Genomic DNA, 14,074 nt, shown 5'->3' on the forward strand with positions numbered 1-14,074 from the left:
AAGCGTTACCAGTTTGCCGGACTTTGCACCTTCAACTCCGAATTGAGTTGGCAGTCACACCGGCACCGGCTGCCGGAAAATAATTTTTGCCCCTACCTAGGGGCAAAAATTGAAAGCTATTGGTTAAAAGTTCACAATGGCTCCAAGGGCGATGGACTTAACCTCTTCGCTCGCATCACCAATGGATATTTCATTCATGTCGTATTCGACAACAAAGGTCACTGCGCTGTTATAACTATGGAACCACGCGACTTGAGCGCCATCCATTTCCCAAGGGGTTTGAGTTTCAACTTCAGTATTGCCATACGACAAGACAAATCGATTAGCGCCAGTTTTATACGAGCCTTGCACTAGATAGCCACTGCTATCCACTTCATTTCCGTCTTCATATAACAAGTTTTGTAAACCTAATGCGTTATCTGTGGGACCGAGCAACAAACCGATGGCTTCCCCAGTAAAACCAGAGGCGTTTAGCGCGAAGCCACCCATATTGAGTTTTGCACCATAAGAATAGCCTGTGGAATCAACGTCACCTTGAATGTCGCTCTCAGTGCTTTGCGAAAGAAAACCGACAAAGGCATTGAACATTCCGTCTTCAAACTTGCTGGTGTAAGTTAATTCTCCCTCAATTCTTGGCGTGCTCTCTTCACTCGATCGACCAGGGCCTGTGTCAGTAGAAGTATTAGCAGGGTCGATCAAGCCAATGGCTAATTTAAAACCGCCGGCAAATTCAGGTGAACGATACGTAATTTGAGCCGTTGGCATTGGATAGGTGTAACCTGTACCAATATTTCCAAACGAGACTCCTTGCCCATCAATCAAACCGAGGGTGTCGTTAACGTTGCCGTAACCTTGTAATATTTCGTCTAGAAAAATATTAGAACGGTTAAATAAGGTAAAATCTTTGCCTATTAATACCTGCCCCCAATCAAAATCCAAAGTGGCATAAAACTGACGGACATCGATTCCTGTTGAGGTTACGCCTGTATTACTGTCATTTATTGTGACCCAAAAAGAAGAGCGCCCACCAACCTTAACGCCGTCAATTTCTTTGCTAAAATTCATACCCACATAGTTAGGTAGAAAGCCCATTTTGACTCTAGACTGGTCGCGATCTATTCCTGATATGTCGTTGTCTGTGCTGCTAGACACGTAAAATGTATTGAAAGACGCATCAACTGTGACACTTGCCACCTCTGGATCGTCATAGATTGTTATTGCTGCAGAAGCTGCGCCGCTAACTAAGCCTAAAACTGCCAAACTAACTTTAGTAAATGTAAATTTATTCATGTTCATGTGTACCCTGTTTGATTGTTAGTATTATTGGTTGAGCAACATGAACTATCTATCCCGGGTTACTCCAACCCTATGCATCGATACGTTGCCGACGCACTTTTTTTGTTGATTTAGTATTGTTTGCTAACGGCAAATTAGAAACTCGTCGATTGGGCTCTTTGTGTTGCACTTTAGTCCTCAAAAAGAAAGCGACTAAAGATCTAGTTCTAAAGTAGTAGCCAATGGAAGTAGTTCGATTAGGGCTGGAAAGTATTAGAAAAACAGTGCGTAAAGTGCAGGCTTGTTAACTACTAATTAACACAAAATAAACATATGATTCAGTAACTAATGTCACCCTAGAATTGTGGCATCGTAAGTGTCAAACTGCGCTCCCAAATTATGTTTAAGAAGGCTGTATTCATATGATTTTTCTAACTAAAACCCTTCAGCAAGTATCACCACTTACTCGCTTAAGTGAATCAATTCGACTTTCACACTTAGGTTTAGTCGCCTGTTTATTGCCATTCTCCGGGATCGCGCAGGAATCGCCCGATGGAATAGAAAGAATTACAACTACAGCCACTAGAGTTGCAACCAACACTTCCAACTTGCCATATGTAGTAAGTACAGTAGACGAGCAAACATTAGGGTTGCTAGCTCCCACTCATATCGAAGAAGCCCTTAGCTTCATTGCCGGCGCTGGGGTGCAACGAGGAAATGGCCAAGAATATCTACCCGCCCTGCGTTCGCAAGTAATGGCTGGTTCAGGTGCTTGTGGTGGCATTCTCACCGCAGAAGATGGCATACCTTTGCGGGCCGCGGGATTTTGTAATATCAACGAGCTTTTTGAAGCCCACAGTGAAATGGCTCAAAGCATAGATGTTATCAAAGGGCCGGGCTCTGCATTTTACGGTTCAAATGCCGTACACGGAGTCATAAACGTAATCACACCAGACACCACAGTAGATGCAGGGTTATTCGGTATAGATTACGGTTCTTACGGATATAATCGATACAAGTTTCGACAAGGTGCAGACTTCGGTAACTCGGGGATCGGTATCAATGCCAGTGTCACCCGCGATTCAGGATATCGAGATGAAGAAAGTGTCGACCAAGAAAAAGTTAACCTACGCCATCGTTTTGAAGCTGATAACTTGACCCTCACCACTGGACTCACTTATACCAATTTAGACCAAGAAACCGCCGGCTATATTACTGGTTTCGAAAGTTACAAAGACGAAGACTTAGCACAGGCCAACGAAAACCCAGAAGCCTTTAGAAAAGCCAAGTCTTTTAGATTATGGTCAAACGCACTTTGGAATTTAAGCGACCAAGATGTGCTCTCCATAACACCTTATATGCGTAATCAAAACATGTCGTTCTTAATGCATTTTTTACCTGGCACACCGATGGAAGAAAATGAACAAGACGGCTTTGGTGTGCAGTCAATGTGGAAACACAGCGCTTCTGACAACCTCACCGTTAGCCTAGGTTTAGATGCAGAACAAACCGATGGAAGTATGCGCCAATATCAAGATGCTGAAACCGAAGGTTCTGCGTTTTTAACAGCAACGGTACCCATTGGAATGCATTATGATTATGATGTCGAAGCCACCTTATATGCACCTTTTATATCAGTGGATTGGCAGCAAGATAATTGGTTAGTGTCATTCGGTTTACGCTACGAAAATATGAATTACGACTACACCAATAATATGTTAAGTGGCCGCACAAAAGACGATGGTACTGAATGTAGTTTCGGTGGTTGCCGCTACAGTCGTCCACCTTCTTCTGAAAACAGCTATAGCAATACTTCCCCAAAGCTCGGTATCCGTTATCAGTTTTCTCAGCACACACAATTTTACGCCAACTTATCCCGAGGCTATCGCGCACCACAAGCAACAGAACTCTATCGCCTGCAACGGGAACAAGAAGTCGCCGATTTAGACTCTGAAACAGTGACAAATGCCGAAGTTGGGGTAAAAGGACAATTTGATGGACTGAGTTATGTAGTATCCATCTATAACATGAATAAAGACAACTTCATCTTTAGGGATAGTGACTACTACAATGTGAACGATGGTGAATCAAGACACCGGGGAATTGAGTTAGAGTTACAATATCAATTAGCCGAAAACTGGGATTTGATGGTAGCTGCAAGCTACGCTAAACATACCTACTCCTATAGCCAAATTCTCAGTGACATTGATATCAATGGCAACTACATTGATACCGCGCCAAAAACCATCGCTAATACGCGCCTAGGGTGGGATATTAATGCATCAGCCAGAGCCGAATTAGAATGGGAGCACATGGGCAACTATTACACTGATCCTGAGAACCTTCACCGTTATGATGGCCATGATGTATTAAATTTAAGAGCCTCAATGCAAGTTACTGACGCGCTCACGTTATTTGCCAGAATCAACAATTTAACCGATACCAGTTATGCAGAAAGAGCGGATTACACCAGTTTTGGTGGAGATCGTTATTTCCCTGGTAGACCTAGAAACCTGATGATGTCACTAGATTACAAATGGTAGACATAGAAATAAGAGCAGTGACAATGAATTGTTAATGCTCAATATCATCATTTTTGCGGCAGTGTTTCACTGCCGCATTTATTTAACCCGAACTAGTCTTTCAAGATAAGCCTTTTACAACATAAATGTCCTATCTGGAATGATTGGAGAACATATATGAAGAAAATTATAGTTGTAGGAGGAGGCGCTGGCGGCCTTGAAATAGTCAAACGCCTTAGTCAAAAGCTAGGGAAAAAAAACAAAGCAGAAATCATTTTGGTTGATAAAAGCCAGAATCATGTCTGGAAACCGCTTTTACATGAAGTCGCGGCAGGTGTTATTGATAAAAATTCAGATGGCATCAACTATCGAATTCATGCAGTTGCCAACAAATATCAATTTCAACTGGGCAATATGTGCCACATCGACAAACAAAATCAGCAAATAGAACTTGCGCCTTTGTATGATGAAAATGCGCAGTTAATCTTACCTAAACGCACTTTACAGTATGACACCCTAGTTCTTGCTATTGGCAGTGTTTGCAATGACTTTGGTACACCAGGAGTAGCCGATCACTGCTATTTCCTCGATTCACTCGCGCAAGCAGAAAGCTTTCATAAAGCTTTGCTTAATCAACTTCTGCGGATTAACCAAAAAGGTGTAGAAAGTAAACCATTGCATGTCGCAATAGTAGGTGGTGGCGCTACCGGTACGGAATTAGCCGCTCAACTGCACCACGTCGCCAATCTCGCCAGAGCCTATGGCATGCCGGAAATGTCTGCCGCTAAATTAACGGTAACTATTATTGAAGCTGGGGAGCGCATTCTTCCAGCATTACCCGAAAAAATCACCAACTCAGCTCGCCAGGCTTTAACCAAGTTGGGGATTAAGGTTTTAGAAGGTACAAAAGTTATTTCGGCGCAAAAAGAGGGGTTCATGACAAGCGATAATGAGTTGATTGAAGCCGATTTAATGGTCTGGTCAGCGGGTGTAAAAGCACCTGATTTTATTACTCAACTGGGGATCTTTGAAACCAATCGCGCGAATCAAATTTTGGTCACGCCTTATTTAAAAAGTACCTTAGATGAAAATATATATGCCATTGGTGATTGCTGTGGGTTCCAACAAGAAGATGGCCGCTGGGTGCCTCCACGGGCGCAATCAGCTCACCAAATGGCCAGTACTGCAGCAACCAATATAATCAATGAATTTAAGCATAAACCGGCACAAAAATATCAATACAAAGACTATGGCTCATTGGTGCATTTGAGCAAATACAGCACCGTGGGAAATTTGATGGGTGCACTGTCAAATAGCAGTATGTTTATAGAAGGGCGGTTAGCCAAATTGGTATATGTATCCCTTTATAATATGCACCTATTCGCTATTCACGGCTGGTTTAAAGGGATATTTATTTTGTTTTTCCGCAAAGTCAGGAACATTGTGGGTCCCAAGTTGAAACTTCACTAAGCGCCACTTGCGCCGACACAAAAAAGCCCGATTTTGTCGGGCTTTTCTAGCACAGCTTAATGTCGTATCTAACAAAGTATGAGTTTGTTTAAATTAACAACCTGTGATTGTTTGCGTGAAAGTAGGCTCCCTAGTCGATCGTGCTGACACATAACGAATCTTGCAGTTACTAGGGTCAGGAGCATCGCTAATTTGCACATCAATAGAACCTAGCTGGCCGCTGCAATTTCCGCCGACCCAAGTAAAACTGTCATCAATTTCAACAGCATTGGCAATCCCGCTAGGATGAGGGCAGGCATAACCACATCGCAAAGTAATAGATTCACTGCCCAACTCAATAGTAGGGTCAGTATCGCAATCGGTTTTTTTCTCGATTGTGGCTTTAAAGTGGACTAAATCAGACGCTGAGCGCAATGTTCCTTCCAAGCCATCTAATGTGGCCAATCGAGCATCGGTACTCAGATCAATAAATCGAGGAGCAGCCACAACCGCTAAAATGCCAAGAATAACGATGACTACTATTAGCTCAATAAGAGTAAATCCATGATTTTTGTTGTGCACAACAATGCTCCTTGTAAATAACTTTTTAACCAATTAACTCATTAACGATCTTCTGTTAAATAATATTATGCTGAAAAAAGATCAAAGTGAAATGATTACTTATATATTTATCAATAACATAGAATACATCCGTATAATATTTGATTCCCAATGCCTGCGTTCCACTACGCTTTATTTTACGGTCACTTTTAATTATTTCGGAAATCTATTAGGATTATGAAAATCGATTTTTGAAGGAATGCTAGTGCAGCGTAGTAAAGGGTTTACCCTAATAGAACTAATAATAGTCATCGTCATCCTCGGCATTTTGGCCGTCACGGCTGCCCCGCGATTCATTGATTTGTCATCGGATGCAAACGCATCTGTGCTGAAGAATATTGGTGGACAACTGCAATCAGCCAATGATTTAGTCTACGCAAAGTCGGTGATTAAGCAGCAACACAACAAAGATAGAGATTCTGATCCTGAAGATGGTGAAACAGGTGTAACTGTGAACGGTGTATTTATCGCTACCGTCTATGGTACTCCATGGATATACTCTGGTACTGCGCTAACCAATTTCATGGACATTGATATACTTGACCAAGGTTACAATGAACATACTGAAATCTGCGAGTACAGTGGGGATTTTTGTTTTATGTATTTCAACACTAGTTCAGCCCCAGCGACTTTAGATTTATCTTTTTCTCCCGGTGTGGCAAGTATCATCTATCCAAAATCGAAGAGTGTCGCAGACGATTGCTTCGCCTATCATATTTTTGATAGAACAGACAACACTGCGCGGGCGGGTTCTGTTACCACAGGATGCTAATTAAATTTAGCATCCCTATTTGGCACCTCAGATTTCTACTCAGCACTAAGTAATTGCCAAAACAATTAGCAATATGAATGCATATATTAAAAACGCATTCTTAGGCCGGCATTCACAATGAAACCGTCATTACGCGACCATATATCGGTAGTCCATTGACCATCAGGTGCTCTGATTAGTAATACCAATGGATCTTCTTTGGTCTGGCGGATACCCAGAAGGTTTTCCGCATTCACAAACCAACTAAATTGACCTAAGGTTATTTCGCCCAACAAACCAAGATGCCAATAAGGTTTACTTTCAGAACGATAGGGATTACCGCTTAATCGCTGTTTTCCAGTGTAATAGGCTTCAAAACCAATCCGGCCTTTCCCGTGCTGTTCCCACATTGCTACCAAACCCGCAGAATGTTTAGGAGTGAGCTTGATACGTTGACGCTGCTTAGTTGTTTGATCAACCTCGGTGGCATCTAAAAAGAGATAGCTGGCGGTGACTTTAAAATCCTGCCATTTATAACGCAGCATTAATTCTGAACCGTAAATCCTTGATTCACCTTGCGCATTTACTAAACGCACGCGGTCTAGGGGACCATCGATTTCAGATGCATAAGCTTCTAATTCTGTGACATGCTCAACATTTGATGCGAAAAAAGTAACGTTTACTTCTAACTGATCAAATTGACGCCCAATATCCAATGAAGAGGTAACCGCCGTTTCTTCTTGAATGTTTTGAAGCGGTGCCAAGCGTGATAGGCCAGCAGCTTCGATTTCTTCCACAAAGGGCGTTGGTGCAAAATAGCCACGGCCATAAGATGCTCTAACGGTCCAATCTTGCGGACGGTATAACACTGATACTCGAGGGCTCAACTGGCTGCCATATTCGCTGTGATCATCTAAACGCATACTTAATGAAGTTGATACCTGCTCGCTGAATTCATAATCAGCTTGGGCAAATAATCCTGGGACATCAAAGGTGTAATCAAACTCAGGATAATATTCTGACTCAAAACTATCTGACTGCATGGCTAGGCCAACTACCCATTGCGATTTATCGGTATAACCAGACAGAGTACTTTCCAATAAATAACTCTCATGGCTATCTTCATCTAGGTCTTCACCAAATTGTTTATCGTGTTTCTGCAGCATCGCAGAACCGCGCACATTCCAGGTTAAGACATCCCCTAAAGGTCCGGTAGCAATGATGCCACTATCGATTCGCTCACTGTCTTGAGTTTGTTCGAAAAAACTTCCATCGGGCAAGGTATAACCTTCGAGGGTGCCACCTTGACGATTTTCAGTCATGTAGCCTGCGGTAGCATAAACAGTCGCGCCATTTTCTCCTTCCCAAAATAAGCGAGGTCGAGCGGTATAGCGTTCATAGCCAGCCATATCAATCCAACCGTCATCATCAAAATCTTGTGTGCTTTGATGATGGCCACCAGCGGTCAATGATACGCCTAAAGAATCATTTACCGGAGTAGCTAAATAAGTGGTGACGTCTTGTCCATCTCGGGAAGTAAAATTAAATAACACTTCTCCTTCGGCTTCATCTGAAGGTCTGCGAGAGACGAGATTGATCACGCCGCCCATTGCTGAACCACCATAAAGCGAAGAAGCTGAGCCTTTGATGATTTCAACACGGGCTAAATCAGTTGGCGGAATTTGTAACAAACCAATAGAAGCAGCTTGCCCACCATAAAGGGCTAAACCATCATTTAGCAACTGCGTATAACGACCATAAAGCCCCTGCAAACGAATATTAGCACTGCCTAATGCCGGAGATGTGGTTTGAACTCTTACGCCCCCTGTTTCGGCCACTAGCATAGAAATATTACCCGGGCGCATCATGGCTTTTTCTTCGAGCTCTTCTTGGTTAATCACTTCTATTCGAACAGGTTCATCGGTAACGTTGCGACCAACTCGCGTAGAGGAAACAGTGATAGTTTCAACCTCGTCGTCATGCTCGTCGTGCTCGTCGTGCTCGTCAGCATCATTAAGTTGATTTCCAGCAAACTGTCTATTTGTTTCCTGTTGCGAAGATTGCTGAACCTTAGATGAGACATTTTCAGATTCGAGCGGGTTACCCTGTGATTTAAATGAACCGAGCAAACTTAGGGTAAGGATGAGTATAAGAGAGGGTCTGGTGGAATAATAACAACGCACAGTGATTAAATACCTTTAAACTAGAGTGTGTGAAAATTGTCCCTGATGCGGGGCTCGAACAAAGAATAATATCACACGTAATCTCATTCACTTAACCGATTTTTGTGCGCAAATCGATTAAGTGAATTCGATTCCATAGTTCGTTCAGTTAAGTATCCCCTAAACTGAAGATTATTGAGGACTTTACACTAATCTAGAAGGCATAAGAGGCATACAAACGTAATGTTCGAGGCTGCCCAGGGCCAATAAATTCAGGTGATTCTATATCAGGGTATAGGTCTCCTAATACTTCGTCAGCTTCACCATAGGTTCCAAAGGTCTCAAACTCCTCATCGAAGGCATTTTCTAGGCGGATAGCTAAATTAATACCATTTTCAAACCCATAACTCGCGGCTAGGTTTACAATTGTATAACCAGATAGTTGGCGGTTCTCGTTAGCTTCATCTCCGCGGAAATATTGGCTTGAAGAATAGTTAATATCTGCGTTAAGAGCGAACGCTTCGCTAACCGCGTAATCAAAAGATATGCTTGCTTGAGTGGTTGGCTGACCAGGAATTTTGTCTCGCGGATTAACTTGTCGATTTGGCCCCAAAGGATTTTGCGGGCTAAACGACATAAATGACGATTCAAAAGTAGCCTGTAGATAACTAAATTGCGCGTCTATATCCAACTTGTCGATACTATGGGCTAAGCCCAACTCGATACCTTGGCGACGGGTTTTATCCACATTCACGAAGTAGCCAACTGAGGGACGATCACCGGCTTGTTGGAAGATAATATCGTCCTTACTGTCACTGCTATAAATAGCAGCGCTAAGTTGGCCATTCTGATATTGCCATTGAGCACCCAATTCAATGGTATTAGTCACCACTTGCTCTAACGGAGGATCGGCAACAAAACCATTGGGTAATTTACACGGATCATCCTCATCAGCGCAACTTAACTCAGCAGGGCTAGGCGTTCGAGAGGATTGACTATAACTACTATAAACCGATAGATCACCAGTCTGATAATGGACAGCAAACGACGGATTGAAATGATTAAATTGATGTTCTCCATTTAGCGAGCCTGGACCAGTCTCTACACCGTCTACCATGTCAATATCTGAGCGATTGTAGCGACCCGATAGTTGCAACGACCATTGTTGGTTTAAAACGATGTTATCACTGAAAAACAGATGCAGATGGCGTACATCAGTTGTTAATCTAACCATAGAATCTAGGTCATATACTCCAATGCCCATCACATCGCGACTATCTTCGGCGCTATCGTTATTTAGTATGGCGAATTCAGTATCACTACTGAAATCAATTGAAGCCACATCAATCCCTAGTCCTGCAGTCCAATGATGCACTAGGCTGGCGGCTTCGACCTTGCCGCTTAGCTCTGCGCTGATACCTGAAGATTGATTTTTCGTTAAACTTGTATTGGCTGTGCCATCTATGTCGTCGGCATCAAATGATGAGATATCTTCAAGGGGGGTTAGCGCGGCATAATCCACAAAGTGTACAGCATCATCGGCTTCAAATTCGTCATCTTCTTCCGCCTCATCATCGCCCTCTAAATCGTCATCTAATTCTGCAATTTCGGCATCTTCATCTTCGACACAAAGGGTTTCACCAAAACCAATATCACACTCTTCATAATCACTATCGTCACCGTTGTAAGTGACAATTTCATTTTTCCGATAATAAGCGTTTACCACTAAATTGGTGTCTTCAGAGAGCGTCCATTGATTTTTCAAACTAATAAAGCGTAGCGCAGTTTCAGTTTGATCAGGCCGAGTAAAGATTGCGTCGCGTCCTTCAAATGGAATTAATTCAACAGGAATAGCGCCATTACCAATTAACCTATTATCGCTCGCAGCTAGGGTCAACTCTGAAAAGTGGTTATCGCCTTGGTAGCTAATTGTTGAAAATAGCTGTTTTATTTCGCTATCAGAATAATCTCGCCAGCCATCTTCTTGGTAAGAGTTGACGTTCACATAGTAAGCCCACTCTTCATTGTTACCACCGGATTCAAAATTAATCCCCTGCTGACCAAAATCTCCTGCTTGCAGACTTATTTTATTCTGTTCAAAGTTAAAACCGTTTTTAGAACGCAAAACCAATGCGCCACCAAGGGTGTTTTGACCAAACAATGGATTCGCGCCAGCGACTAGGGAAACTTGCTCTAATGCCGATGTTGGCAACAAATCCCAATTCACGGTGTCACCAAATGGTTCGTTGAAGCGTGTACCGTTTAAATATACTGATAATCCTTGAGGAAGACCTAATAAAGGCGATGCGGTAAAACCACGATATTGTACATCTGGTTGAAATGGATTATTAGTCACATCATTGATCGACACACTAAATAACTGGCTATCGAGTAAACGAGCCAAAGACGGACCATATTGAGGCGCCAAATCAGAGCTGTCTAGTACCTGATTGACAGAATATATACTCCCAACACTTTGCACACCAAGTGGGGATACTCCGGTAATAACTAGCTTTTCAATAATTTCAGGTCCGGGCTGCTGAGCCATCGTAGAAAAACTCATTATCAGCATCGAAAATGATACGCTCCGTCGCTTCATGTCTATTGACCTTGTATTTGTTATTAACTTTTGGTTAACAATCCTAATTCAGAAGAGTGCCAAACGCCTATTGGCTAAAGGGTTAACCAAAGGGGTACTTTAGTAGTAGTGGCACCAAGAGAGGTACAAACTAATTAGCCCTCAATCTTCGTATTTCCCTTAGTTTTAAAGTTACTATCGCGGCAATTGCAGCACCTCCAATGCTGGCAGCACATTTCCTGTTGTATTTATACAAATTTGGTAAGTAGGCAAAATCATGCCGTGTTAGCTATAAAATTAAAAAAATGAGTGCTTAACAGGTGACTCAAAAAGCACCACCAATAACTTTTAATATTCTAAAATTCAATTACTTACCTTGAACCTTTGACCTTTACATAATCTTTACACAAATTGGAATCAAATCTGCTTTGTAGCTAGTTGAAGTTAACCAACCGGAGCAAAATATGAATATTATGTCGATAGGTGGAGGTGGCCCAGATCCTGCTGCCCGTGAGAAAGAAAAAGCTCAGCAACAATTTGATATCGCTGACACTAATGAAGACGGAGTTGTCAGCGCTACTGAGTTTATGGCAGCGTTAACAGCTGAAGGCGTAGAGAGCACCAAATCAGCTGACATGTTCAGTAACATGGACTCAAATAGCGATGGTAATTTGAGCCAACAAGAACATGACAAAGCCGTTCAAGAGCGTGAACAAAAAATGACGCAAATGATGGCCCAAATGGACGGGGAAATTGGTCTGTACGGTGAAAAAGACTCAGAAAAAGCGGTAAATTTTGAATCGTTCAAAAGCATGTTGTCTTCGATTGCTGATGATACAAAAGACCAGACTACGGCTTCACGCTTGAAAGATCTTCTAACCGAATTAGAATCTGAAGGTTATTCAAAAGAGGGCGTCCAAAAATCGGTGGAATTGATGAATAAGGTCGCTCCCCCCATAAATACGACTGCCTAATTAAGGGATGTTTTGATTGTTAACAACCCCTTCCCCACATAAGTCATCAAACCTAATAGGGAAAATCCCAGTACGTAAATTAGGTTTGATGCTTTTTAGTTAGCTTTTTAACCATATAAAATTGGTTTGCTAATAGAGTCCATGTCACATCTTAGGACTAGACAAACGTCATGTTTTTTATATTTTTATGTTATTAGCTTAATTGTACATATTCCCTTTTAAACCTGTCTGGTTTAAGGTGACCGACTGAATAAGAGCATGTAATTACCACCAGTAAAAGAATACACTATTGGTTTAACGTCATTCAGATCACGAATACTTCCATGTACTCAAATTAATAAAAATAAGACTGTAGGGACTAATTTATGGACTGGGTTTCCATCATACCGCCATTGATTGCGATATTTATCGTGTTTTGGAAGAAAGAAGTCATCATGGCATTATTGATGGCTGTACTAAGTTCCGAGACACTTATATTACTCACTTCAGCTTCTGAAAGTGTGATTTTAGCACCAATATCTTCGGTTGAACGAGTGGTAGCGGTAGCCACCAGCGCAGGAAATACGCGCATTCTATTGTTCAGTATACTAGTGGGTGCATTATTAGCCTATATCAGAGATTCAGGCGGTGTTACAGCCACCGTAAACTGGTTAACCCATCGTGGTATTGCCAACAATCGCCGACAAGTAGGCGGCTTGACGATGTTAACCGGCATAGTGATCTTCATTGAATCGAATCTAAGTGTGCTTACTGCTGGAATATTTGCTCGCGGTTTGTTTGATAAATTTGGTATGAGCCGGGCGCGACTTGCCTACCTTATTGACAGCACCAGCGCGCCCGTTTGTATTTTAATTTTACTGAATGGTTGGGGCGCCTTTGTACTTGGTTTACTCGATGGTTATGAATTAGAAGAATCTTCAGCCAGTATTTTGTGGGGCACAGTTGCATTCAACTTCTATGCAATTATTACCTTGGTCATTGCTGCTTACACTGTGTTTGCGGATAAAGTTCACGGTCCAATGGCAAAGGCTGAGCAGCAACTCGATGCCACTAAAAGTAAACTTTCTGCCGCGCCAGCCACCAAAGCCCGTTACATGGTAGTCCCTATATTAACCATGGTACTAAGCATGGTAGGTTTTATGTTTTGGACTGGCAACGGCGTTTTATCTGACGGCAGTGGCAGTAAATCCGTATTGTATGCCACGGTCTTAGCTACTGTTGTTGCTTATTTCTTATTGTTGACTGGCAAACAATTTAATCATCATCAAGCGGTGGAGATTGGTTTTAAAGGCATGGGAGAACTCTTACCCTTGGTAACCATAGTACTGCTTTCTCTGACCTTAGGCGCTAGCTTAAAAATATTAGGCACGGGCACATTTGTAGCAGGCATGGTTGGTGAGTACTTACCATTAGTATTTGTTGTACCAATGTTGTTTATTGCTGGGGCGATTATGTCATTTACTACAGGGACATCGTGGGGCACATTCGCTATTCTAATCCCCATAGGCGTGCCACTGATTCAACAACTTGGTTTACCTCCTTCGTTGGTCATCGCTGCGATTTTGGGTGGTGGAATATTTGGTGATCACTGTTCACCAATATCAGACAGTACAGCGGTGTCTTCATTAGCTTCGGGGTGTGATTTACTCGAGCACGTTCGCACTCAATTACCCTACGCGCTGGTTGCCGGTGGATTAACTCTGGTTGCTTATTTTATTGCTAGTTTACTTATGATTGGATAG

At 42.4% G+C, this 14,074-nt stretch carries 9 protein-coding genes; 5 read left to right on the forward strand and 4 right to left on the reverse strand.

All coding sequences use genetic code 11. From position 1 onward, the window contains the following. Positions 1–123: 123 nt before the first annotated feature. Complete coding sequence (locus VUI23_RS19370; protein ID WP_342805535.1) at positions 124–1,290, reverse strand: porin; 1,167 nt, start codon at positions 1,288–1,290, stop codon at positions 124–126. Positions 1,291–1,697: 407 nt separating this feature from the next. Here VUI23_RS19370 and VUI23_RS19375 point away from each other — a divergent pair, with 407 nt between their 5' ends. Together VUI23_RS19375 and VUI23_RS19380 are read left to right on the forward strand one after the other, a co-directional pair. Next, the gene (locus VUI23_RS19375) at positions 1,698–3,818 is read left to right on the forward strand and encodes a TonB-dependent receptor (protein WP_216048694.1); all 2,121 of its coding nucleotides are present in this window, start codon (positions 1,698–1,700) and stop codon (positions 3,816–3,818) included. 156 nt (positions 3,819–3,974) lie between these two features. Then, positions 3,975–5,267, forward strand: a complete 1,293-nt coding sequence (locus tag VUI23_RS19380) for an NAD(P)/FAD-dependent oxidoreductase (protein ID WP_342805537.1) — start codon at positions 3,975–3,977, stop codon at positions 5,265–5,267. Positions 5,268–5,360: 93 nt separating this feature from the next. Here VUI23_RS19380 and VUI23_RS19385 read toward each other — a convergent pair whose 3' ends face one another. Beyond that, positions 5,361–5,828: a type II secretion system protein gene (locus tag VUI23_RS19385; RefSeq protein ID WP_216048692.1), complete on the reverse strand. Its 468-nt coding sequence runs from the start codon at positions 5,826–5,828 to the stop codon at positions 5,361–5,363. A 238-nt stretch (positions 5,829–6,066) separates the two neighbouring features. Between VUI23_RS19385 and VUI23_RS19390 the strand changes: the two genes are divergently transcribed. Beyond that, positions 6,067–6,639 carry a prepilin-type N-terminal cleavage/methylation domain-containing protein gene (locus tag VUI23_RS19390; protein WP_216048691.1) on the forward strand — a complete coding sequence of 191 codons (573 nt, stop codon included), beginning with the start codon at positions 6,067–6,069 and terminating at the stop codon, positions 6,637–6,639. Positions 6,640–6,725: 86 nt separating this feature from the next. On the opposite strand, the gene VUI23_RS19395 is transcribed toward VUI23_RS19390, so the two are convergent. Both VUI23_RS19395 and VUI23_RS19400 read right to left on the reverse strand, forming a co-directional pair. Beyond that, positions 6,726–8,801 (reverse strand): TonB-dependent receptor, encoded by a 2,076-nt coding sequence (locus VUI23_RS19395; RefSeq protein WP_342805539.1) that lies wholly within the window; start codon positions 8,799–8,801, stop codon positions 6,726–6,728. A gap of 193 nt (positions 8,802–8,994) precedes the next feature. After that, positions 8,995–11,328, reverse strand: coding sequence for a TonB-dependent receptor (locus tag VUI23_RS19400; protein WP_342805541.1), 2,334 nt, complete (start codon positions 11,326–11,328; stop codon positions 8,995–8,997). Between the two features lie 494 nt (positions 11,329–11,822). Between VUI23_RS19400 and VUI23_RS19405 the strand changes: the two genes are divergently transcribed. Beyond that, a complete protein-coding gene (locus VUI23_RS19405; RefSeq protein ID WP_342805543.1) occupies positions 11,823–12,332 on the forward strand; it encodes an EF-hand domain-containing protein in 510 nt (169 codons plus the stop codon). 365 nt (positions 12,333–12,697) lie between these two features. After that, positions 12,698–14,074, forward strand: coding sequence for a Na+/H+ antiporter NhaC family protein (locus tag VUI23_RS19410; RefSeq protein ID WP_216048689.1), 1,377 nt, complete (start codon positions 12,698–12,700; stop codon positions 14,072–14,074).

It is taken from the genome of Alteromonas sp. M12 (assembly GCF_037478005.1).
Lineage (GTDB): Bacteria > Pseudomonadota > Gammaproteobacteria > Enterobacterales > Alteromonadaceae > Aliiglaciecola > Aliiglaciecola lipolytica_A.

Bases quoted from the DNA above. Each gene is read 5' to 3' on its own strand.
- VUI23_RS19370 (WP_342805535.1), bottom strand. From the start codon at position 1,290: ATGAATAAATTTACATTTACTAAAGTTAGTTTGGCAGTTTTAGGCTTA.
- VUI23_RS19375 (WP_216048694.1), top strand. From the start codon at position 1,698: ATGATTTTTCTAACTAAAACCCTTCAGCAAGTATCACCACTTACTCGC.
- VUI23_RS19380 (WP_342805537.1), top strand. From the start codon at position 3,975: ATGAAGAAAATTATAGTTGTAGGAGGAGGCGCTGGCGGCCTTGAAATA.
- VUI23_RS19390 (WP_216048691.1), top strand. From the start codon at position 6,067: ATGCTAGTGCAGCGTAGTAAAGGGTTTACCCTAATAGAACTAATAATA.
- VUI23_RS19400 (WP_342805541.1), bottom strand. From the start codon at position 11,328: ATGGCTCAGCAGCCCGGACCTGAAATTATTGAAAAGCTAGTTATTACC.
- VUI23_RS19405 (WP_342805543.1), top strand. From the start codon at position 11,823: ATGAATATTATGTCGATAGGTGGAGGTGGCCCAGATCCTGCTGCCCGT.
- VUI23_RS19410 (WP_216048689.1), top strand. From the start codon at position 12,698: ATGGACTGGGTTTCCATCATACCGCCATTGATTGCGATATTTATCGTG.